The organism is Methyloprofundus sp. (assembly GCF_965251085.1).
Classification (GTDB): Bacteria; Pseudomonadota; Gammaproteobacteria; order Methylococcales; family Methylomonadaceae; genus Methyloprofundus.
Genome location: NZ_OZ252594.1, coordinates 2,494,600 through 2,517,445, shown reverse-complemented (window position 1 = coordinate 2,517,445; position 22,846 = coordinate 2,494,600). Strand labels below are relative to the sequence as shown.

Genomic DNA, 22,846 nt, shown 5'->3' with positions numbered 1-22,846 from the left:
TGGGAACAGCCAATAAGGCCGCTAAATCTAGAGAGGTGAAAGTCCTCTTACCGTCAGTTGCCCGAAAACGGACGGTAAGTATATCCACTGATTGGTGAGGTAACACACCAAAATATGCGTGGAAGTAAAAGCCACATTTGCTTGATATATCAGCAAAGCTGAAATATTGCGGTAGGAGCAATAGTACTAGAAAACGTGAGCAACTGATTTTTCTAGGATTATCTTGAGTGTATGTGAGTAAGTGAGCACTTAAACGTTGGATATTATTGGGAAGGGCCTTGGGGAAAAGCTACTGCTGCTAACCGGATTCGGGAAATCCGACTGTCCGGGATGAGAGGGGAAGCGGAAATGCTGAAACGGCCAAGCCTATGATTAAGGTTGCGCGCGCCGTATTTCTACGCCCCCGTATCAAGTGCGGGGCAGGCTTTGAATATGAATATAAATCCTGCGCCAGTTACCAAACTTATTCCGTGCGCGTTCCTTAGGGATTTTTTGTGTTGCAATAAAGTAACCCGACAAAAGAAATATGTTGGGTTACTTTATTTTGCAATGTTTAATGTTACCGTTTAATTACCAGTGTTGTTATAACGCTCAATACTGGCCAGAATTTCGGCTTCAGCATCGCTAATTCCAAACCAGCCTTCAACTTTAACCCATTTACCTTTTTCCAGGTCTTTGTAATGCTCAAAGAAATGCGAAATTTTATCTAACTCTGCTTCGGGGAAATCCAGATAAGTCTCAATTTTATTATAATACTGAGTCAGTTTTTGTACTGGTACGGCTAAAATTTTTGCATCTTCACCCGCTTCGTCAGACATTTTCAGTACGCCAATCGGGCGACAACGAATAACACTACCGCCTATAATCGGGTGTGGAGTAATAACCAGTACATCAACCGGGTCACCATCATCAGATAAAGTGCTTGGAATATAACCATAATTAGCAGGGTATTGCATGGCTGTACCCATAAACCGATCGACTGTTAAGGCTCCAGTGTCTTTGTCTACTTCATATTTTACAGGGTCGCTGTAAGCAGGGATCTCAATAATAACATTGATATCACTAGGGACATCTTTACCAGGTGTGACGTTTGTAAATGACATAGTGTTTCTCTATCTGTGAAAAATTAATAACTATGTAATTATACGCATTTTCTTTATACTTTGAATGCTGATATTTGTTTAATTCTGATTTGAAAGGTGGAGTAAGTGCTGGGAACATTGCGTAAAATGACAACTGAGTTACAACAGCCGGTAAAGTATCATTTACCGTTAGGTGAGCAGTTGATAGAATTAAATCCCTATATAGGCAAACACATTAAGCTTCGCTATACCGGCAAGATTTTTTGTGTGCACTGTCAGCGCTCGATTAAAAAGAGTTTTAATCAAGGCTTTTGCTATCCCTGTTTTACCTCTCTGGCGCAATGCGATATGTGTATTATGAAGCCTGAGTTGTGTCATTATGATGCGGGGACTTGTCGAGAACCGAAGTGGGGTGAGGAGTTTTGCTTTCAGCCGCATTATGTTTATTTAGCAAATTCATCGGGTATTAAGGTAGGCATTACCCGGCATACCCAGATCCCGACTCGCTGGATCGATCAGGGAGCGGTGCAGGCTTTACCCATATTAAAGGTAGCGTCACGTTATATTTCCGGTCTAGCCGAGATTGCCATAGCTGAGCATGTCAGTGATAAAACCAGTTGGCAGAGGATGTTAAAAAACCTACAAGAACCCGTTGATTTGATAACTAGGCGTGATGAGTTGCTAGCTGAATGTCAGGAGCAATTAGCAGCAATAACTGAAAAGTTTGGTGATCAGGCTATTGAATTTTTGCCTGAAGAAAAAGTGATTGATATTCAGTTCCCGGTTGAGCAGTACCCCGTTAAAGTAAAGTCATTTAATTTTGATAAAGTGGCTGAGGTAGAAGGGGTATTACAAGGTATTAAAGGCCAGTATTTATTGCTCGATACCGGGGTGATTAATATTCGCAAATTTACCGGATATGAAGTGGAGTTTGAGGCATGAGCCAGGTACGTGAAATAGCGCAGTTAGGGGCTCAAGTCCTACGTTTACAGGCCAAAGAAGTGCAAAATATTCAGTCACCTGAGATGCAGTCCATTGTCATTGATATGTTTACCACTTTAGCTGATACCAATGGCGTAGGTATAGCCGCACCACAAATATCAGCATCCTGGCGCTTGATGATTATTGCCTCCAGGCCTTCGGAACGCTATCCTTATGCGCCTGAAATGGAACCTGTGCTGATGATTAACCCTGAATTTTCAGCGCTGAGTGAAACAAAGGAAAAAGACTGGGAAGGGTGCTTAAGCATACCGGGGATACGCGCTAAAGTACCACGCTATACTAGGATTAAAGTGAATTATACAAATACGGCAGGAGAGACTATTAGTCAGGTTTTTGAAGACTTTATAGCGCGTGTTTTTCAGCATGAATATGATCACCTTAATGGCCTGGTTTATCTGGATCGGGTGGAGAATAACCGGGATATCATTGCCGAAGTGGAGTTTGCTAAATTAATGGCAAGTTCTGGCAAGGATTGAGCGTGCTGCTATGCATGATAAATAGCAGAACTTGTTTTTCTTACTATAACGGAAACAAGTAAAATAGTTCGTAGGGCGTGGCTTTAGCCCGCCAATTCTCAAAGACGTGCTAATAGCGGGCTAAAGCCACTCCCTACAGAGAAAAAAAGAAAAAACTCTGCATTTATCATCAATATCAGATTCTGATTGATTGACGCTTTGAAATAAAGAATCAACCACTAATGTGCGTTTTTCAATTGGAAGCGAAACAGCTTTATTTATTAGTTCTTCACATTTGGAGATATTTGATTTCGTTGCTTTACTGAGCAATATTATAACCAGGAGGGTGTTTTTCCCAAGGGTATGATTCCTGTGCCATTTGGTAACCCAGATCGAAGAGTTTTTGCATATATACGGGATCAAAACCTTCGCTAGGATCTTCGGTAAAGGTTGACGGTATATAAGCAAGATTAAAATCATTGCCATCACGTTTACAAAGGGTATAAATTTGATATAGATCGCCAACGCCCTGAGTTCTTATCAATGAGGCAATGGTTCTCGATGCAATGGGAAGTACACCTCGTTGTTTACCATTATAATCCGGCTGCAAAAAAGAGTTCCTGATAGCAAACACTTTAGGTTCTCCCTGCACTTTGAGTTTTTTTGCAACTACCCTCCAGTTTATTCCTGCAGGGTAAATAAATACCTGACTTCCGGCACCTCCGTCCACATGCATTTCATCGAAGTGTTGATCATTACAGGTCACTGGCATTAATACTGGCGGAAATGCGACCGGTATAGAGGCTGATGCAAGTAGTATGTCGTGAATCAGGTTTACTTTCTCTGGATGATTACTATCAGCAATAGCGCCAATATTCCAGATAGTGGAGCGAAGTGCATCCAGGTTGACAGTACCAATAAACAAGCGTCGACCTCTCTGGTGTTGCTTTGCAATGGCATCAATGATGTCAATATTGATATTTTTGGCAATCAAACGCCTCAACGGTTTGGTATCAGATAGCGAATCTCCAAGTGCAGCAACAATAATATTATTTTTCTTGACAACATCTCGGGTATGGATGGTTGTGTATACTTCTTTCAATTGCTCGTCATACTCTGCACCAAGAAAAGCTAAAGGAGCGGTTAATGATCCGGTGCTAATTCCAGTTACCATGGTAAATTCAGGGCGCGTTCCAGAAGCCGTCCATCCTGAAAGCAGACCTGCGCCGAAGGCACCATTCGCTCCACCGCCTGAAATGGCAAGATAATTATGCGGCTTATTATAAATACCTGAAAAATGTTGGAGAAGATCAGCTTCCGTGTATGTTTCAAGAAAGTCTTTTGCATATTGAGGCCATTCGTCACCCCAGAAACGCGCGTTTGGAACGTCGGGAATATTTGCAAAGTTGGTAAGTTCTTGTGGTACAGGGTGTCGCTCTACAATAGAACAGCCAGCCAAGCGACGGGCAGATGCAAGCAGCCATTTAAATATTCGTGATTTCATAATATTAATTTGTAAGATAAAGGGGGCGCTATTCTTTAATTAGGAATGAACATCAATAATGTATTCAATTTAGTAAAAAACAAAGAGGAACGTTACCTTTTTTAAAAGGGGCTTGCTACGCGCAGTAGTATATGTTGCAAGTGCTATAATGCAAGACCCCATTTTTTTTACTTTTTTTTTGTTTTTTTCCTGCTCACATTATTAAAATACCATCCATAGCAATTTTTATAGAGGTTTAAGAGGCGATTTCAATATCTGTTTGAGAGAAATCATTTCCTTTAAACAATAATGGTTGCTTTAAGTGTTTCGCAGTAGCATAGCTACAACAATCACCAAAATTTAATTTTGCTGGATGTCTTCCTTTTCCATATGCTCTCCATGCAATACGCGCTAAAGTAGCTTGCTGAACATCAAAAGAAACTACTGTTGGAGTAATGGTCTTTAAAAGCTCATCGTATTGTTGCTCCCCTTTTTTGTATTCAATTACCATTGAGGACTCAACAATACTGACAGCACTAATGTAAACACTATCCGCATCAATCAGAAATTTTGTAAAACGTTTTGCTTCAGCCTCCTGTAACAAAATAGCGATTAAAACAGATGAGTCAACTACCACTACTCATCACCCCATAAGCCCATTTCACTTTTCTCATAGCCTAAAATTTCATCAGATGTTCGATGATCCAGTGTAGGTAAGCTAGAGCACTTTTTAGCGATATTCATAATGGCTTGGTATTTTTGTTTTTTATTATTTGCTATAGGTGTTATCAGTTTAGCCTGCTCTCTTAATTTTCCCTCAAACTCAGTTATTTGCTGTTGAATAACGGCTTCTGGTAGGTTTTCAGGAATATTGATAGTTACTTGCATAGTAGTCTCCTTAGTAGGTTTAATTAGGTACCTTGCTAGTTATAAGTTGAAACCAAAAGGGTTTGTTCTAATAGCATTCTGATCATGTGTTGTTTGCTTTCTGACAGCTACTTTTAAATTCGCAATTCGGCCCCCGTGTTTTCTTATTTGCCAAAAAACTGAGCTTACTTATTAGTCAGTGGGGGGTTATTCCTATATCATGAATAGATTTTTTTTCAAAATAGTCAACATCAACTAGCCCTTTAAAATGGTCATCAGAGGTAACCAGATTTGCCTGATTAAATTGAGCCGTTGCGTAAATAATAGAATCCGCAAAAGACAGTTTATGTTCAGCTGAAAAATCAGCTGCAGAGAGCGCAATAGATGTCGATAGGGGAATTACCGTCGCTTGTTCGGTTAAAGCAATGGTTTCTAATGCCTGTTGAATACTACTGACGCGAGCCACCCACTTGTAAAGTTCAAATTGAACTGACGTGGGCACAATCATAGAATCGATTTGATTAAAATAGGGTTCGTACTGGTCACTGAGTTTCCCATTGGTTAACCATTCAATCCAGCCACAGGTATCAACTAAAAACATTACAACGCTCTTTCTTGTCTATCCCGATAGTTGGAAAAATCCTTAACTTCACACGATGCCAGCATCCCTCTGGCTTCATTAATTGAACGCATAGGAATAAGCTCAATAATATTACCTCGTGCTATCAGCGTAAATTGCTGACCCGGTTGTAAGTGCAAATCATTTCTTATGGCTTTGGGGATAGATAATTGGAATTTGCTGGAGAGTTTAGCTTGCAACATGGCTTTACCTTTTTTGAATCGATAGTTGAATGGTAAAGTTAAATAAGGAAATACGCAAGGCTTAGGCGAGGGTTTAATAATATCCGAACAATGACGCAGGATTTTGGTATCACAGGAGTGCTTGGAAAACAGTTGCATAGCAGGCTAGAAGTTCATGGGAGCCAGCTGGGTTGTTTGCAAAGTAGTAAAAACACGAAACGACGCGATCATTGCGGCTTACTGAGGGTGGTGATATAGCTTAAAAGAGGTTGGGGATTATTTTAAACTTCACTAAGGAACGAGGATTTAATAACTTCCGTAACTTAGTTGTATTTTTAATTGGTTATGAGCATAAGTTAAAGTATCCTATCACTTATGATTATACAAGCCTATCCCTCAGAAATTGAACAACAAATGCACAACTTTTATAATACCTAAATCCTGCAAGCATTATACATAATAATCCACAAAACTCCTTATTAAACAATGATATAATATCATTTTCCTGATTTCACTATCTCATTGTTTTAATGAAGCCCTCTAAAGTATCAAAATCCTCATCTCACGTAAGAAACCGTACCCGAACGGTAAAAATGACATCTACAGCACATGGATTGACAAGCCAGGCGGGACTGATTCCCGTCGTGAAATATTTAGACAGGATAGGTTTTGAAAAAACCGTAAAACAAAGCGTTCCACATCGGCGGGGTGAAAATGCAGACCATCACTTATCTGATGTGGTTCTATTGACGTTGGTTGGCATGATGGGGGGAGCAACATCAATGGCAAAGGTGACGACCGTATGGGCAGATAGCGTACTGCGCAAAGTAGCTGGCTGGATAAAGATTCCTGTTGAAACCACAATTTTACGGATCTTTAAAGAAGTAAGTGATAGGCAGATAAGCCAGTTTGAAACGCTCACGCATACTTTGCGTGGTCAACACTGGCGGCGATTGCTTCGTTCCGGAAAATCGAAAACTGGCATACAATCCGTCCAGTGGGTCGATGTCGATTCAACTGTGGACACCGTTTGTGGTCGACAAGAAGGAAGTGCCAAAGGCTTCAACCCCAAAAAGAAAGGTGCCCGTTCATACCATCCACAACTCGCTTTTCTAGCGGAAACAAAAGAAATTTTACAAGCCTGGTTCCGGACAGGCAATGCCTTTACAAGCAATGGTGTTGTAGAATTTACCAAACAGTTACTTGCACACTTGCCCAATCGGATGCGCATTATTTTTCGCGGTGACAGTGGTTATTTTGTCGGTGATTTGCTTGAATTTCTCGATACCAGAGGGCATGGGTATCTAATAAAGGTTAAACTTAAGAATTTGAACGCATTGCTGGCCAAACAGGCCTGGACAGCCATACAAGGCCGACCCGGTTGGGAGCAGAGCGAGTTTCAATATCGTTGTGGTGGCTGGTCTCGCTCTCGTCAGTTTGTCGCGGTCAGGATAAAGCAACCTAAACAAGTGACAGGACCTCAGTCCGAGCTTTGGGATACGGCAGAATATGACTATTTTTGTTATGTAACAACTGAACCTCTATCGCCTTGGCAAACACATAAGAAGTATGGTGAACGAGCGACGTGCGAAACATGGATTGAAGAAGCAAAATCACAAATGGGTTTAGGTAAAATCAGAACGAATCAATTTCTGGCTAATGCCGCATTATTTCATTGCGCCGTTCTTGCCTACAATACCGTGCGCTGGATGGCTCAATTGAGTGGCAACAAAACGTTGTGCCAATGGGAGCCGGATACACTTCGTACTTATCTGATTCGGGTGGCTGGAAAATTACTCACAGGCAATAATCAGCTGAGAGTCAGAACACCTGCAGATCCGCTCTATCCACAGGAATGGGATGATTGGGTTAAGGTGGGGTTACTCGCTTAACATTAACCGAAGTTAAGTCACTTTGATTAAAAGGTCATGGCACGTTGGCAGGGTGTTTATTGCCTTGGGCTCGGGGGATATCCATACGATACAAAAAATTTCCTCTATTTATGATTTAAATCTGGATATTTTGATCGGTTGGACAAAGAGGGCTGGCAAAGCGGCAGTAAAAACCTAATAACCACTTAGCTAGACAGGTTAATGAGAGTCAAAATATGGGCTTGCAGGATTTAGGTAATAGCTTATCGGAAAAGGATCGTCGTCGATATGCTGCTATAGAAGCAACTAAACTAGGTTATGGGGGAACTGTTTATATAAGTGGCATTTTGCAATGTGATGACAAGACAATTATCCGAGGTCAGAGGGAGTTAAACACTGAGTTTTCAAGTGAAACAAAAAGAATTCGTCAAAAGGGAGCAGGACGAAAGGAGGTACTAGCCATTACAAAAGGGTTAGATGACGAATTTTTAGATCTCTTAAAAAACAATACAGCAGGATCGCCCATGGATGAAACGATTAAGTGGACAAACCTATCCCGACCTTCCATTGCTGAAGAATTGAAAGGTCGTGGCTTTAAAGTAAGTGTTACAGTCGTTGATAGACTCCTAAAAAAACATGGATTTCGTCGCCGCCAAGCATTCAAAGTTGAAGCTGGAAAAAAGAATATTCCACAACGAGATGAGCAATTTAAGAATATTGAAGACCTCAAACAACAATATATCTCAGAAGGAAACCCAGTGTTAAGTATGGACGTAAAAAAAAAGAATTAATTGGCAACTTCTACCGTTCAGGCAAGCTGTATACAAATGAAACGATACGAGTCAATGATCATGACTTTGCGTCACAGGCAACTGGCAAAGTGGTTCCGCATGGGCTATATGATATCAACAGTAATGTGGGTTATATGACTTTGGGTATAAGCCATGACACATCAGAATTTGCCTGTGAATGCATTCGAAAATGGTGGCTGGAGCATGGTCAGCGAGACTATGAAGGAGCGTCTGCAATCATGTTGCTTTGCGACTGTGGGGGTAGCAACAATGCTCGCTATTACCTCTTTAAAGAAGGAATTCAAAAACTATCTGATCAGTTGGGTATTAAAATTCGAATTGCTCACTATCCACCATACACATCCAAGTATAACCCGATAGAGCACCGTCTTTTTCCTCATATAACGAGAGCCTGCCAGGGAGTCATTTTCAAAACGGTTGAAGTAGTTAATGAGTATATGGCTAAAACCAAGACAACGACAGGGTTGAAAGTATTCACTAGTATTATAGAAAAAACATTTGAAACAGGACGTAAAGTAGCGAGTGATTTCAAGAAAAACATGCGAATTCAATTTGACGAATTCTTACCGCAATGGAACTATGTTGCTATCCCTAAGAAATCCATAGTTCCGGAAGTAATTAAATCCTGAGTCCTAATCGACAGTCAGTGGTATTGATAAGAATCATAAACCAAAGGCCTGACCCCAAATTGTGACCCCAAATTGGACCCCAAATTGCATTTGGAAGGTATTTATTGGGCGTAGTTTCTGCGGCTAATCAATACGAGCCTGCGCACTACGCTTATGCCACTATAAAGATCCGAGTAAAAAATGGCGCTAGTAAAATAACAATCACACCTGAGTCATTTGTGTATGCAGTTGGTAATCCATACACTTTGTACACAAAGGATGACGCTGAGAAAGATGTAAAAGCGTTGTTATCTTCATATGAAAGCACTATGCAAGAAAAAATTGATAATAGTTGGTAATGATTAAATATATACTAAAGTGCTAACGAATAAGGTCAGTTCGTGGCTTCGCGCTGCGCGAAGCCACGAACTGAACCGTTTGTTGGACAAGCCCGGTAATGGTTAAATTCGCTATAAAATCAAACTGGCTGCCCCTTGATACTTTTGATATCCGTTGTGCGTAGGGCGTGGCTTTAGCCCGCCAATAATCAGAGAATGTTGAATAAGGCGGGCTAAAGCCACGCCCTACAGAGAGGAAGGGGGAATTCTTCAAGCCCTGCATAGTAAAAACAAATGGCAAAGCCCAGATGAGTTTTATCTGTTTTATCGCTTTATCCGTATTGCGCAAATAATAGCTGCGTATCGAGCAATGATTGTTGTACCAATGCATCAGGCACATCAATATTTTGACTTAAAGCAATAACCCGGACTATGGTTGCGATTTGCTCAGCGGTCATTAACTGTTGTGGTAAAACATCGCTGTATAGCCATACCGTAGCTTTTTCCAGCTGAGGTACTTGTTGTTGGTCGCTGGCAATGGCGGCAACAGTCAGGCTAGTTGTGGCTAAAATCTCCATGACCCCGGCATAGCATTGCTGCTCAACCAGAACTTCGGCAGAACGTAATTTATCCTGCGCTATTTTAATTAGTGGATTGATGGTTTCTTGCGGCTTTTCTTCAGCTTGATAAATAAGCTGTGCATCAGCAACTGGGGAGGCGGCTCCTAATCGCTGTAGATTAGCAAATGTTTTGGCCTCTATCACCACCACAGGTAATTCTGCGGTAGATAATTTGTCTGCTAAGTCTTCATCAGCTGAATCACTCTGATTTAGCACCACGAGTAAACCACCGCCTGAAGCTGAAATTCGCTCAATACGCTGAGCAAAGCTAGTTTGAATCTGGCTAATTAATGCATGTGTCGCACTATTGTCTTCATGTTGCTCTAAACTGATCTTGCCATCTATAGTCTGGTTCTGAGCTGTTTCTACAAGCTCTTCTGGCTGCTCTGTCTCTGCTAGAGCTAATTCTGGCGACGCAGGTTCAGCTAAATCATCAACAATACTTTGCAGCATTTTTTTAGAGACACCCACGACATCTTCTGTTGCATCAGGGCTGATCACATTATCAAACAGATCACGCTTACCTTTTACCAGGCTTGCGACCTGCTGTTCATAGGAGTGCTCTGCCAATAGCAGAAAAATCTGCACTTTCTGTTTCTGGCCTAAACGATGAATACGCGCAATACGTTGATCCAGAACTGCTGGATTCCAGGGCATATCCAGATTAATCAGCGCTGAACCCGACTGTAAATTCAAGCCCACACCACCCGCATCAGTAGAGATAAATACCTGCACAGCATCGTCATTCTGGAATTTATCCATTAATTCACCGCGCTTATGCGTGGGTATGCCGCCATGTAAACGTACAAAACCAAGACCTAGAGAATGTGCTATTGATTCGACCATTTCGGTCATCATGGCCCATTGGGAAAATACCACCACTTTTTGATTGCTTTGTAAGCACAGCTCTTCTAACAAGCGCGAGACTTCGTCAAGTTTGGGTGAGCCTTGGGTCACTTTATCAACCAGGCCAGCAGCATTGCAGGCCATACGCGCCTGTTGTAATGCGGCCATTAATCTGTTTGATTCACTGGGGGTTAAAGGCCTGCGTTTCGCAATATTAGCCAGCTGTCCTGCGCCAGACATGGCTGAGTCGTGGATATCCTGTTGTACCTGGGTCATAGGAATATCCAGACGCACTTCAGTTCGATCGGGAAGCTGATCACTAACCAGGCTGCGATTGCGTCTTAACATTACTGAGCTAATACGCTGGCGTAGCTCGGACAAATTACGGTAGCCAATGACTTTGCCACGCTCATCAGTGATATGAAAATCTAGTAAACAGCGCCATAAAGGTCCCAAAACACGTGCATCAACCACTTGTAATAAACTGTATAAATCCTCAATACGATTTTCCAGTGGCGTACCGGTTAATACAAACACATAACGTGAGGAAATTAATTTAACCGTAGACGCAATTTTGGTACGCCAGTTTTTTATCCTTTGTGCTTCATCTAATATCAGTAAGTCTGGCTTCAGGGTTTCACTGATTACGGTTAAGTCGCGTAATATCAGTTCATAGTTAACGATATAAAATAAAGCATCGGCACGGTACTGTACCTGTCTGTTTTCAACTGGTCCCTGTATTATTTGTACGGACTGGGAGGAGAATTTTTCGATTTCTCTTGCCCATTGATGTTTTAAAGAGGCAGGGCATACGATCAAGACTTTTTTAACGCCAGAATGATCAGCTAGCCAGACAGCTGCGCTGATTGCCTGAATGGTTTTCCCTAGCCCCATATCATCGGCTAATAAGGCTCTGCCGCGTGATGCTAAAAAGGCGACGCCAGTAGATTGATAGGGAAATAAGCGTGCTTTAATGCCAGGGAGAACACCCTTGGCCTGCATAATCTGTCGGGAAATTTCCTGAGCCCTTATTTGCTGGCTCGCATCCTCGGCATACTGGCGTACATAAAGTAAGGCATCATCGCCAATATCCAGGTCTTCATAGCTGCTGAACTTCTCGGCAAAGTAATTAAAATCCTCGGGTAAGCGGCCTTTAAAACGGTGATCACTGGTAAAAAACTCAGCTAATTCCTCGCTTAGGGTTGCTTCAATATTGTGCGCTTTATGTAGGCGAAGAACAGGTTCAGTTGCTGATTCCCAGGCTAAATAAACAAATGAAACAGCTGCGCCTAATGCTGATAATTCCTCATATGCTGGCTGTTTTTTAGCATAGTGCAAGACGGCTTCTATATGTTTACAGGTGCCTAAGCGATTAGTTGCCAGATCAGGACAGGTGCAATAATTCTTGCGTTGCTCCAGGGAACGGATATAAACATGGTAGGTAGTCGGTCGATAAGTAGCAGAAATAATGGATTTAGCCTGCCACATGCCAAAAGCCAGGTTGCCACTGATGAGTTTAACACTGACTTCATTGCGCCCTTTTTTTACCCGTTCTTTTACTGCCTCATCAACTGCGCCGCCAAAGTTTTCCTGCTCTTTATTAAGGCAGTCCTCAGCATAGCTATAGAGCGTTGCAATCGCATGTTTACACACTTTTTCTTGTGCATCACAATCACACTCTATATGTAGCTCATCATCACTATTTTTAGTCAATTCCACCCAGTAAGGCTGGTCTATTAAAGAGCCTTCCACCTGAGAGGTGAGCTGATCATCAGCTACGCTTAAAGCAAAAACGCGATTTTCAGTAAAATAGGCTAGACCTTGTTTTACAGTTTCTGCTGTTGCGAGTGTATTTAATTGTTCGGTATCGTAGAGGAAGAAGTCGCTAGGCATGATGGGAGGTTAACGCGGTGAATTTATGGGTGAGGTAGAGCAGACTACAACCAGCAGTTTTTTCGATACTACTGGTTATAATGTTAGCAATAGCGGACTAAAGTTCGCTCTACCTATATTGTCAGGAAATGTGAATTAACGATTATCCATATGTAACTTTAATTCTTTAGGCAAAGTGAATACCACTTTCTCTTCTATGCCTTTAATCTCAGTCGCTGTTTCGCCGCCCCAGTCCTGTAGTTGGGTAATGACTTCCTGAACAAGCACTTCGGGAGCAGATGCGCCCGCTGTAACGCCTACGACATTCACATCAGTAAACCAGTCTTTATGCATGTCTGCTGCAGTGTCGATGAGGTGTGCTGGTTTGCCCAGTTGCTCAGCGATTTCTCTTAGACGATTGGAATTGGAGCTATTAGTAGAGCCAACAACCAGAATAATATCTGCATTTTCAGCCAGGTCGTGTACTGCATCCTGACGATTCTGAGTGGCGTAACAGATATCATCCTTCTTTTGTTCCTGAATATGCGGAAAATGCTCATGTAGCGCATCAACCATAATGCTGGTATCGGTCATAGAAAGCGTGGTTTGCGTAACATAGGCCAGATTTTCAGGGTTGTTAACCTTAAGGGTTCTGACATCTTCGGGAGTTTCAACCAGATAAATGGCACCATTTTCAGTGCATTTTTCATATTGCCCCATCGTGCCTTCTACCTCAGGGTGACCTTCATGGCCGATCAGGAAAACTTCTCGATCAGCTTTGGCATGTTTGGCAACCTGGATATGAACTTTAGTGACTAAAGGACAGGTGGCATCGAATACTGTCAGGTTTCTTTCGACGGCTTCTTTCTGTACTTTTTTGGATACTCCGTGGGCGCTAAAAATAAGATAAGAGCCTTCAGGGACATCACTTAATTCTTCAATAAAAATAGCCCCTTTTTCACTAAGGCCGTCAACGACAGTTCGGTTGTGTACCACTTCATGGCGGACATAAATCGGTGCGCCAAATGCTTCAATAGCGCGGTCAACGATTTCAATGGCGCGGTCTACACCGGCACAAAAACCTCTAGGGTTAGCAAGTTCAATTTTCATGGTTTTATTATGTTAATGGATTTTGAGAAACGATAAGGCCGTCATTATCCGCATACAGATAATGATCAGTTTTAAAATGTACACCGGCAAACACACAGGTGATATCACGTTCTCCTATGCCTTTTTTATGACTTTTTAATGGATGAGTATGTAACGCGCGAATACCAATGGCTAGTTTGTTAATTTCGTCGGAGTCGCGTATGCAGCCATAATTAATAATGCCTTGCCAGCCGTTTTGATAGGCAAGGCTTGCAAGGTCTTCACCCAGTAATGCACAGCGCTGAGATCCACCGCCATCAATCACTAAAATACGCTTGCTCACGTGTTGTTCTAATAGGCTGCGGATCAGTATATTGTCTTCAAATACTTTAACAGTACTGATTTGGCCGGAAAAGTTGTGTTCCATGCCGAACGATTTGAAAATAGGCTCAGCTATTTGAAACCCAGGTTCTGAAGAGTGTTTATCGCAAAGGTCGGCAGTGGTGAATGTCATGAGGTGATGGTGTCAGTGCTAGAAAGCATAGGTTGTAAGTCTTTGCCTTATGCCACTTTTATTTTGTATTACTGGCTTTTCGGGTGGAGATGCCAAATGGGAAGTAGCCCGGGCACCAGTTGATTAAGGCTGTACCTAGAGGAACAATGCCTATTGCACCCCACCAGGATTGAAAATATGCGCCCGCTGCCATAATGATTATTCCTGCAGCAATTCTGATTTTTTTATCAATTCCGCCTACATTAGGTGTCATAGTTTTGCCTCTATATATCTGGATAAGTAAGGTACCTGGAAGCAAATATTGGACGCTTATTTATTTCCAAGTGCCTAAGCCCAGTTTATTTTCAAAAGAAGGGAAGGGGATTTTAACTTCATATCCGCCCCTGGTGCTTCCTACATTTCATGTCCGTGCATATCTTCCATGCGTTACACGATAATATCATGATTTCTAACAGGATGTATAAACTCCAGTTTGCCTCCGACTGAGACTTTATTCTTGACCAGGGTTTCTGCTAAGCCCGTGTTTATATTATGGACTCTGATTCCGCTGGAAAAAAACATTAGCATAGCCACGGTTTTCGTCAAGAAAGTCACTGTTTGGAACACGAAGTCTGTACCATGGCCGTTTTGTTAAACGGCATCAGACCCGTAAGCAAAGTTTTAGAGAATGTGAAAGTATTGCGTGTAGATGGGTAGAGGCACGAAACCCATCAAAACCAATACTTCGATGTTCGATGGGTTTCATTTCGTGCCTAAAAGGCACTGCATTCTACCCATCCTACACGCAAATAGTGCCGTGGATGAGCTTGCGAAAAAACAAAGCTACGCATCATACTTTCACGATTTCTAAAGCCTGCGCCCCAATTGAGAAAAAAAGATAACTCATTAGTCCTGGATTTTTTATACGCTGAGTAGTTACCTCAATTTTTCATAAATTAATGCTGAAGTTTAGTTACCGGGTATTTTACCCGATTGTGTGCAGGTAAAATAGTTTAGTTATTTTGAGGTAATTTATCCTGTTAATTTTTGATGGTTTAGATTTGACAAAATATCAGGGTCAAGGATTGACACATAAACAAGGACGGTTTTAGTTGGTCAGACCCTGTCAATAATTCTGTGTAACTGTCCGGTAAAATCGGATGCTAACTGGCATCAGAATAAGCAGCTTCTCCAATGGAGAAGCTTGTGCTGAGCGTGATTATATTTATCACCCCAATCACAAATATATCAGGATATAATTAAGGAATATAAGGAAATATATTTCATTCTTACTGAACTCTATTTAGCGCAACTTTGTACACTGTATTTCGCTCACGTTTACCAACAGCCAAGACCAGAACAACCACTTCATCATTAATAACTTGATATACCAATCTATATCCCACTGCCTTCAATTTAATTTTGTAACAATTTTCAGCACCAGACACCCTAGAGCTTTTAACGATAGGTTGTTTTAGTCGTTCCTCAAGTTTTTTCTTAAACGGGTCTCTAACAACAGCATCTAATTTACGCCACTCCTTAAGTGCTCGCTTGTCGAATTTAAGCTTAAAGGTCATCTAAGCTAACCTCGACAGTTTCACCCCCCATGCGACTATTTGCAATAGTTGCCAATTCAATGTCTTCCAGGCGATCAACAATCAACTCCCACGTTTCAGCTGGAACACAATAAAAAGCAGGCTGGTTATGGTTAAGTATTGCAATAGGGAAGCCATCCGCACCAGCAACAGTAGCCATTGGATTTTTTTTTAGCTCAGAAATGCTTGCTGAACTATCTGCCAAAATACTATTTATCTTACTCATTATATTACCTTCGTTAGGACCTAATATAAGACTAATTATAGGTCTTTTTTATGTTTGATAACAACGCCCAGCTATTTTTAGCTATACCGCTTATTGGGGAGTAGGCTTTAGCCTACACCAATCATTATTTTTTATAGATGCGAGTATAAATGATCACAAGGTGGAATATAGCAACATACACCATAAGGTTAAGAAAACTTAACTATCAAAATCGATCTGTTCACGTAAATACCCATACATGTAGGCAAAGCGTTTTGAATCATCCGTATTAGGGCCTTTAAACCAATATTGGATTTCTTCGCGATAAACATCGTGAATAATTCGCATAAAATAGATCCGCACCCGTACATCTTGAATAGCATTAATTTCTTTCGCAATATCAGCATCATTAATATGTACATAATGCTGATATTCACTTATGGATAGATTAAAACATTCATTTAGTAACCGTAGGACAGGATGCTCAGCATCATTAGGCTCACCATCACGAATAAAAATCGAGTAGAGTGCGCGCATAAAGCGCAGTTTTTCTTCTTGCGTAAGTTGTAAAGGTTTTTGCATGATTTTCCTGGCTTAAATAAAACCTATGATCCTTTTATATCGATATTTTCTTGCAAAAAAGGATATATTATTTTAAATTTCTTTGCATGATCGGCTGCCTGGCCAGTAAACAGGTGCTTTATTTCTTTGCGATAAACATCGTGGATAACCCTCATAAAATAGATCCGCACTCGTACATCAGCAATAGCATTTATTTCTTTAGTTATATCACCTACATTAACATGAACATAATGCCGGTAATCGCTGGTAGACATATCGAAACATCGATTTAATAAATTTAATACAGGGCGTTCAGTGGAATTAATCTGCTTATCACGATAAAAAACCGAGTAAAGTGCACGCATAAAACCCAACTGTTCTTCTTTAGTAAGCTGTAATGGTAGTTGCATAATTTACTCAGTCATAATTTGCGTTGCTGTATCCAGTTGCTTGATAGCATCGGCACTAATTGAATTTAACTCGGCAACTATACCTTTAACAATACGGTTAGAAATAATATGACTAATATCTGATTGATAACTTTCCAGAATCGACTCAGAAATATTATTTGCAATATATTGACTAAAGAGTATTTTTTTTGAAGGTGAATTTAAGTTGAGAATTCCATCATTTAAGACATTCAATTCTAACTTAAAGGTAATGGGGGCGCTTGAGCCAGAGGGGTTTGAATCGAAATGTTTAATACCCATTAATCTAAGTATTTCAATTGTCCTATCTGTTGCAGGCAGGTAATGCAGGCAAGAATCATCATTGTCGGTATCGTCTAGCCGATAATAGGCGATTAAGGTATTAACCCGATCAATCAAAGATTGATGATTGCTGGGTAAGAAAGCAATAATTTGTTCCAGCACTATCAGTAGCTCTTCTCGGTAACGATTCTGCCACTCATTTAAAAAGTTGCCATAATCCTTTTGTAAAGCTAAAAATTGATCATAAAGATCCTTTATTAAGTAATCAGCGACAAATGAATTCGCTGAAAAAATTATCTTGGTATTTAAACCAGCACACTTCTGGCAGTAGCTACCGAGACTTATGCACAGTTCGGACGCTGCATCTCCAATACGGAAAAATAACTCATTCCGGTCTCGCGCAATAAGAAAATCAACATTATTTTGTGCTTCAAATGTTACTAAGCGGTGCTGGAGTTGCGTGTAGCGGTTAGATTCATCTTTTAATAATTGCTTAAGACTTTCTGCTTGCTCTTCTATCAGGGATAGTGAGAGTTTCAGGTCGGCATTTAGAATTACCTGGCTAAAATGCGCTACAAATTGCTGAAATTTCCCATCCCAGAATGGGTCTGTTGCCTGACTTGAAATAAGGTGAATATCCTCATTCTGGAAAAAATTCAGAAAAGCATTGTCTGCTAAATTGCTTGTAAGTTCTTCCTTTGCACTTAGGTATGCTGCGCTATCGGATATATGCACATCTGCCTTGTTGATTATCAAATAGAGTCGCTTGATCCGCTGCTGAATAGTTGCAAGTTTCTCGAATTCTGTTTTTTTTGCCAGCTGATTATAATCGCCAATCCAGATGACTATATCTGCATTCGCCAAGGCGCTAATGCTCTTATCATCCATAGACTGATCATGGTTGAAACCCGGAGTATCAAGTAAATGTAATTTAGTGAGGATAATGTTATTTACAAATACCCTGACTTCACGAATCCGTTCTAGCTCTTGTAGAAACACGGGGTCATTGACTTTAGCGGCACGTTGTAACTCGCTAAATATTTCATATCCTGAGTGGTGTTTGCTAATAAGCTTACCGTCAAAGTCATAGTCAATTTCCACAGCCGCTTCAGTGCCATACACTAGTCGTGTTAATGTCGCTGTTTTAGGGAGTACTGAAACTGGCAAGGCATCAATGCCTAGTAGTCTGTTTAGAAAGCTTGATTTTCCGGCACTAAACTCGCCCATTATTGCTACAGTAATGGGCTGCGTAATCGTGTGGTTTATGCGGTCGAGTAAAAAGTCAATTTCCGGGTGCTTTCCATCTAAGACTGTACGAATTTTGCGTGCTTTGACAGCCAGAAGATTATCTTTTAATGCATGTGTTTTATCCATTACGCTCATGGATTGACCTCCAGTTTCATGTTTGTGATTTTCTGAGACAAAGCTTCCAGTTGTGCCCCTTGATCCTCTATGGAATCGATCTGCTTTAATTCTGTTTGCTTCTGTTGATAAGTTTGATTGATTTCATAATCAACATCTATACAAATCTGCTCAAGGTTCTGACTTTGATTATTCACAATATAATCTATGCATTTATCCTTTTGCTCAAGCATTGATTGTTCAATTTGTCTGGCTGAATTTTTTAGCTGTCGCATAATTTCTTGTGCGGATTTCTGTTTAAAATAGAAAGCACCACATACAGCAGTTGCACCTATAATAATTCCGGGCAAACCAAACGCCATAAAACTTGATGTCGTTGCTGCAGTAGTAGAGCCGAACAGCCAACCTCCAAATACTGAAATAACCCCCTGTGAAACTACTGGCGCAGCTGCGGATTGTACAAAAGTCCCAGCACCCAGGAGTATGCCGGCAATGCCCACAGCACCACTGGCAACAGAGGCTGTTTCTAAATTTTCAATATTTGCAACTCTATCCCATTTTAGAAAATAGTCCTCAGTATTAACGATACTATCAGTAGGTAAATCTATCAGCCCTTTTTGCTCTTCAATTCTGTCTTTAATATTTTCCAGAAATCTGAGCTCCTTTGATTTCATTTCACGAGTTAAATTGTCTTGTAAGCGGCTAAGTTGTGAGCTTAGTAATAGGTTAACTTCATCTTTATCTGGATTGTTTTGGAGTATTTGATTGGTCATCATCTTTATCTGCTGGATGAGTTGCTCAAACAAGTCTTCAATGGTGCTTTTATATTCTTCAAACTCAGGCTTTAATGTTTGTTTTAGGTTTCGATTAAACTGTTCGCGCTGCCTGGCATAATCAGCGATTTCAGCTTCCAATGCGATACGGTGTTTTTCTCTTGACTTACGGTCCTGTTTCACCAGGATAATTTGCTTATCGAGAGACTGAATATGGTTGTCAATATAGCTATTTAAGCGTTGAACCCTAATAGCAAGTACATCTTCAAACTTACGGTCAGCAATATATTTCCAGATGGTTTGCTTAACCTGTTCACTATTTTCTCCCGTTTTTGAAGAGACGGGAAGAATTTTCAGGCTGCTAAGGTTTTGTCTTACATTATCGGAAAAAGTCAGTCCTAAAGACGCTTGCAATTGCTGTTGCAAATATTCTAAAACATCTGCCCGATCACTATTGTCTATCTGATCCCAGTAATTTGCCAAGATAAATAATTTATCGATATCTTGCCTATTCAATAATTCTTGTTCAAAAAACAGCTTTTGATAACGCGTCCAGGGTTGTTGTGCGTTAAGAAAAAACAGAACCGCATCGGCTTTATGCAGATAATCAAAAGTTTGCTTCATTCGCTCTGCATCTGGATCATTTAGACCTGGTGCATCAACTAATTCTATACCATCCTGTAACATGGCAGAGGGCGATTCCAGAATGACATGGCTTACTTTCTCAACATCACTGCCCCCAGCTGAGACCGTCTCAAGTAGGCGCTGTGCGACATTTTCACAGACTTCTTCCTGGCTTCCATCTTGAAAATATAAATGTGCTTTCAGTGTTTTACCAAAACGAATAACAGTGGGTCTTGTTGTCGTCGGTTTAGGAAAGGCGGGTAGAATATTCTCTTGTAATAAAAATTGATTGATAAATGTACTCTTACCTGAACTAAAGTCACCTATACAAAGGATCTTGAAAGATAAGTCTGCAGATAATTCACGATTAAATTTCTCTAGTAGCTGAATATCTCGACCGTCTAATTCTGCTGCAACAATTTCTGCCAATTTAGTAGCAGTGTCCTGCAGTTGCTGTTTTCTTTCTCTAAAGGAGGTAAAACTGTTCATGATTTTTCGCCTGCTAGTTCGCCATGCATTACTTTAAACACCTCTTGCCGCATCCATATCATTTCCTTTATATTGGCTGTTAGCCACTGACGGTCTACTAAAATTTCCTGCTTTTGTCTGACCGTAATATCTTGTTTCAGAGGGAATTTATTTTCAATAAAAGCAGCACTTATTTGCTCGGGTACTACTTTGGAGTCTAGTTCTTTAATCATGAGCATTTGCATCTCGAAGATTATCTTATCTAATTCGGCCAGGTAACGCTGTTTGTCATTTTCATCAACCCAGCTATGAATTTTATCGCGAACACCGGTATAAGCAAATCCAGTAAGACTAGAGCCACCGGATACTAAGCTACCTACTCCGGATATTAGGGTTGAACCTAAACCTGGTAGAAAAAAAGCGCCAATAGCAGCAATGCCGCCTACCCCGGCAATCAGTGGCAGTGCCGCTGAGACTAGTGCATACCCAGCGCTTGCTACTCCCGTACCCGCAATAATAGGGGAGAAGTCATATGACTTTTTTATTCCCTCTATATTATCTATGGAGCGGTTTAGAGATGGCGTAATTTGCAGGTCAAAATCAGCACTGATAATTTTAATTTCCTGCGCAAAATTTTCTAATAAGGGAGGTATTTTATCATCTACCAGCTTTCTGATATGCTTCTGAGTCCAGTCAGCATTGCCTATATCAGGATTATTTGCCGATAAGATAATAGATTTAACATTTTCTCTGATAGAGTTAAATTCTTCTTCAACCTTACTTAGCATCTCGCGTTTCTTTTTGCGAATACTGTCGCGAAAAGCAAATTCTTCGGACTGAATTCTGGTTCTAAAATCATTGATTTCGGCATTAACCTCGCTCAGTGCCTGTTGATAACCCAGGTCTTTTTCTTCTGCCTGATCTATAGCAACTGAGAGTGTGTTAGTAATCATTTGCGCAACCTCAGTGAGCGCATTATCAGAGAACTCACTGACCAATTCTTCAAAGCTAGCGGTCGAAAATCCATGTATGTCGTGCAGTAATTGATGATGTGTGTGCAGAAAATTAGCTGCAGACTCATCCGCTAATGCTGCTTCGGATTTGGCATGAGCTAGGGTTTGCTTTGCAGAATAGAGAAAAACTCGCTCAGATAATGCTTTCACTGGCCACTGTAGGAATTTTCCCAGGACATTGATCACGTGTTTTTGTACGTCAATTGCATCAGCAGGCTCTAAGGTATCAGCGAAATTGATAATAAAGAAAAATTTCCCCAGATCTTTTTTGGGAACCAGTTGTTTTATAAAATCAATTTCGGTTTCCTTTAATGCGCTATCTGCGCGCAGCAGAAAAATAATAACATCAACCTTGCCGAGTAAATCGAAAATAATTTCCTCACTTAAAGAGGCCGGATCATTCACCCCCGGCGTGTCGTAAATGATGAATTGATCCATCGGAGCTGGAATCGCTGTCTTAATAACTAATGAATCATGCGTATCATTTGCCAGTTGTTTAATATTCTCTTTAGTCAAAGGAATAGGGCTATGCCCAGAACCTTGCCTGTCTATACACACTTCACTACGACTTGCATCATGTTGAATTTTCATGATTTGGTTAGTCGTGGGCCTGTAGGTAGCAGGCAGTAAATCATGTTGTAAAAGTGCATTAATAAAGCTTGATTTACCCGTTGAAAACTCACCAATCACAGCAATTTCAAAACGAGGGGAATCGATACGTTTTTTTAGCATGGCTAGATTTTCTAGTCCTTCGCTAAAATCAAGTTCATCAATTTCCTGTGCAATATTTTCTAAAGCATTAATTTTTTCTATTATTTTAAGTGACATTTGCAAATCCATTCATTGTAAAAGTGAAATTCAACTGTGATTTATAATTCTAGTGTAGTGGTTATTTTTGATAGATGGTGAAGTAAGTAATATTAGGCATTTTTCATTTGCCTAAAAATAGCTTACATTTTTAACATTCAATCTGGCTCAGGAGTAAAAAAGCTTTAGCTTTTTTCGTACACAGCAATAGCTAAAGCTATTGCACTCCCATTCGCCTATTTTGTTATTTTTAGGATTTTCAATTAAGCCGAATTTAAGTGCTCTGTTTTTGCAAGGGAAGTTAAGGGGGAGTTTTAGTATACTAAAGCTGTGAAATAATTTGATTTTTCAGGCTGTATCGGACTTTTTTTCGAGTTCAGATAAACTATTTTGCAATAAAAGTAAATATAAATTACAATGGCGAGTTCTTTAATGGGGTGTGAAAACCCTCCTTGCCTTACTATGCTTAAACAGATAGAAGGCTTTAAC

The 22,846-nt window shown here is 40.6% G+C and carries 22 protein-coding genes and 1 pseudogene; 5 read left to right on the top strand and 18 right to left on the bottom strand.

Annotation, left to right across the window (positions count from 1 at the left end):
- Nucleotides 1-566: 566 nt before the first annotated feature.
- Nucleotides 567-1,103 carry an inorganic diphosphatase gene (ppa, locus tag ACQY3F_RS11640; protein ID WP_428355013.1) on the bottom strand — a complete coding sequence of 179 codons (537 nt, stop codon included), beginning with the start codon at nt 1,101-1,103 and terminating at the stop codon, nt 567-569.
- A 126-nt stretch (nt 1,104-1,229) separates the two neighbouring features.
- On the opposite strand from ppa, the gene ACQY3F_RS11635 reads away from it, so the two are divergent.
- Together ACQY3F_RS11635 and def are read left to right on the top strand one after the other, a co-directional pair.
- A complete protein-coding gene (locus ACQY3F_RS11635) occupies nt 1,230-2,024 on the top strand; it encodes a DUF2797 domain-containing protein (RefSeq protein ID WP_428355012.1) in 795 nt (264 codons plus the stop codon).
- Nucleotides 2,021-2,560, top strand: coding sequence for a peptide deformylase (def, locus tag ACQY3F_RS11630; protein WP_428355011.1), 540 nt, complete (start codon nt 2,021-2,023; stop codon nt 2,558-2,560). The genes ACQY3F_RS11635 and def overlap by 4 nt, the downstream gene beginning before the upstream one ends.
- Before the next feature lie 298 nt (nt 2,561-2,858).
- Here def and ACQY3F_RS11625 read toward each other — a convergent pair whose 3' ends face one another.
- The 5 genes from ACQY3F_RS11625 to ACQY3F_RS11605 all read right to left on the bottom strand — a co-directional run bounded on the left by ACQY3F_RS11625 (nt 2,859) and on the right by ACQY3F_RS11605 (nt 5,849).
- Nucleotides 2,859-4,043, bottom strand: a complete 1,185-nt coding sequence (locus ACQY3F_RS11625) for a patatin-like phospholipase family protein (RefSeq protein WP_428355010.1) — start codon at nt 4,041-4,043, stop codon at nt 2,859-2,861.
- Between the two features lie 235 nt (nt 4,044-4,278).
- Nucleotides 4,279-4,659 (bottom strand): type II toxin-antitoxin system VapC family toxin, encoded by a 381-nt coding sequence (locus ACQY3F_RS11620; RefSeq protein WP_428355008.1) that lies wholly within the window; start codon nt 4,657-4,659, stop codon nt 4,279-4,281.
- On the bottom strand, nt 4,659-4,910 hold the full coding sequence (locus ACQY3F_RS11615; RefSeq protein WP_428355006.1) for a hypothetical protein: 252 nt from the start codon (nt 4,908-4,910) through the stop codon (nt 4,659-4,661). Before ACQY3F_RS11615 ends, ACQY3F_RS11620 begins: the two co-directional genes overlap by 1 nt.
- 175 nt (nt 4,911-5,085) lie before the next feature.
- A complete protein-coding gene (locus tag ACQY3F_RS11610) occupies nt 5,086-5,490 on the bottom strand; it encodes a type II toxin-antitoxin system VapC family toxin (protein WP_428355005.1) in 405 nt (134 codons plus the stop codon).
- Nucleotides 5,490-5,849 (bottom strand): AbrB/MazE/SpoVT family DNA-binding domain-containing protein, encoded by a 360-nt coding sequence (locus ACQY3F_RS11605; RefSeq protein WP_428355004.1) that lies wholly within the window; start codon nt 5,847-5,849, stop codon nt 5,490-5,492. Before ACQY3F_RS11605 ends, ACQY3F_RS11610 begins: the two co-directional genes overlap by 1 nt.
- 371 nt (nt 5,850-6,220) lie before the next feature.
- Between ACQY3F_RS11605 and ACQY3F_RS11600 the strand changes: the two genes are divergently transcribed.
- The 3 genes and pseudogenes from ACQY3F_RS11600 (at nt 6,221) to ACQY3F_RS11590 (ending at nt 9,340) form a co-directional block, all read left to right on the top strand.
- Nucleotides 6,221-7,582, top strand: a complete 1,362-nt coding sequence (locus ACQY3F_RS11600) for an IS1380 family transposase (RefSeq protein WP_428352972.1) — start codon at nt 6,221-6,223, stop codon at nt 7,580-7,582.
- Nucleotides 7,583-7,797: 215 nt separating this feature from the next.
- Nucleotides 7,798-9,002: pseudogene (locus tag ACQY3F_RS11595) on the top strand (ISAzo13 family transposase).
- A 104-nt stretch (nt 9,003-9,106) separates the two neighbouring features.
- Nucleotides 9,107-9,340 (top strand): hypothetical protein, encoded by a 234-nt coding sequence (locus tag ACQY3F_RS11590; RefSeq protein WP_428355003.1) that lies wholly within the window; start codon nt 9,107-9,109, stop codon nt 9,338-9,340.
- A 22-nt stretch (nt 9,341-9,362) separates the two neighbouring features.
- Here the strand turns inward: ACQY3F_RS11590 and ACQY3F_RS11585 are convergent, their stop codons facing one another.
- From ACQY3F_RS11585 to ACQY3F_RS11530, 12 genes are all read right to left on the bottom strand, one after another.
- Complete coding sequence (locus ACQY3F_RS11585; protein WP_428355002.1) at nt 9,363-9,668, bottom strand: hypothetical protein; 306 nt, start codon at nt 9,666-9,668, stop codon at nt 9,363-9,365.
- The gene (locus ACQY3F_RS11580) at nt 9,652-12,678 is read right to left on the bottom strand and encodes an SNF2-related protein (protein ID WP_428355000.1); all 3,027 of its coding nucleotides are present in this window, start codon (nt 12,676-12,678) and stop codon (nt 9,652-9,654) included. The genes ACQY3F_RS11585 and ACQY3F_RS11580 overlap by 17 nt, the downstream gene beginning before the upstream one ends.
- A gap of 135 nt (nt 12,679-12,813) precedes the next feature.
- Nucleotides 12,814-13,767, bottom strand: a complete 954-nt coding sequence (gene ispH, locus ACQY3F_RS11575) for a 4-hydroxy-3-methylbut-2-enyl diphosphate reductase (protein ID WP_428354999.1) — start codon at nt 13,765-13,767, stop codon at nt 12,814-12,816.
- Between the two features lie 7 nt (nt 13,768-13,774).
- Nucleotides 13,775-14,260, bottom strand: a complete 486-nt coding sequence (rraA, locus tag ACQY3F_RS11570; protein ID WP_428354997.1) for a ribonuclease E activity regulator RraA — start codon at nt 14,258-14,260, stop codon at nt 13,775-13,777.
- A gap of 58 nt (nt 14,261-14,318) precedes the next feature.
- Nucleotides 14,319-14,513, bottom strand: coding sequence for a YgaP family membrane protein (locus ACQY3F_RS11565; protein WP_428354995.1), 195 nt, complete (start codon nt 14,511-14,513; stop codon nt 14,319-14,321).
- A 1,015-nt stretch (nt 14,514-15,528) separates the two neighbouring features.
- Nucleotides 15,529-15,816, bottom strand: coding sequence for a type II toxin-antitoxin system RelE family toxin (locus ACQY3F_RS11560; protein ID WP_428354993.1), 288 nt, complete (start codon nt 15,814-15,816; stop codon nt 15,529-15,531).
- Nucleotides 15,806-16,060 (bottom strand): type II toxin-antitoxin system Phd/YefM family antitoxin, encoded by a 255-nt coding sequence (locus ACQY3F_RS11555; protein ID WP_428354992.1) that lies wholly within the window; start codon nt 16,058-16,060, stop codon nt 15,806-15,808. Before ACQY3F_RS11555 ends, ACQY3F_RS11560 begins: the two co-directional genes overlap by 11 nt.
- Nucleotides 16,061-16,258: 198 nt before the next feature.
- Nucleotides 16,259-16,621, bottom strand: a complete 363-nt coding sequence (locus ACQY3F_RS11550; RefSeq protein WP_428354990.1) for a hypothetical protein — start codon at nt 16,619-16,621, stop codon at nt 16,259-16,261.
- 23 nt (nt 16,622-16,644) lie between these two features.
- Entirely contained in the window at nt 16,645-17,010 is a 366-nt protein-coding gene (locus ACQY3F_RS11545) for a hypothetical protein (RefSeq protein WP_428354988.1), read from the bottom strand.
- 3 nt (nt 17,011-17,013) lie between these two features.
- Complete coding sequence (locus ACQY3F_RS11540) at nt 17,014-18,693, bottom strand: dynamin family protein (RefSeq protein ID WP_428354987.1); 1,680 nt, start codon at nt 18,691-18,693, stop codon at nt 17,014-17,016.
- Complete coding sequence (locus tag ACQY3F_RS11535) at nt 18,690-20,498, bottom strand: dynamin family protein (RefSeq protein WP_428354986.1); 1,809 nt, start codon at nt 20,496-20,498, stop codon at nt 18,690-18,692. The genes ACQY3F_RS11540 and ACQY3F_RS11535 overlap by 4 nt, the downstream gene beginning before the upstream one ends.
- A 56-nt stretch (nt 20,499-20,554) precedes the next feature.
- Entirely contained in the window at nt 20,555-22,378 is a 1,824-nt protein-coding gene (locus tag ACQY3F_RS11530) for a dynamin family protein (protein ID WP_428354985.1), read from the bottom strand.
- Between the last annotated feature and the right edge of the window lie 468 nt (nt 22,379-22,846).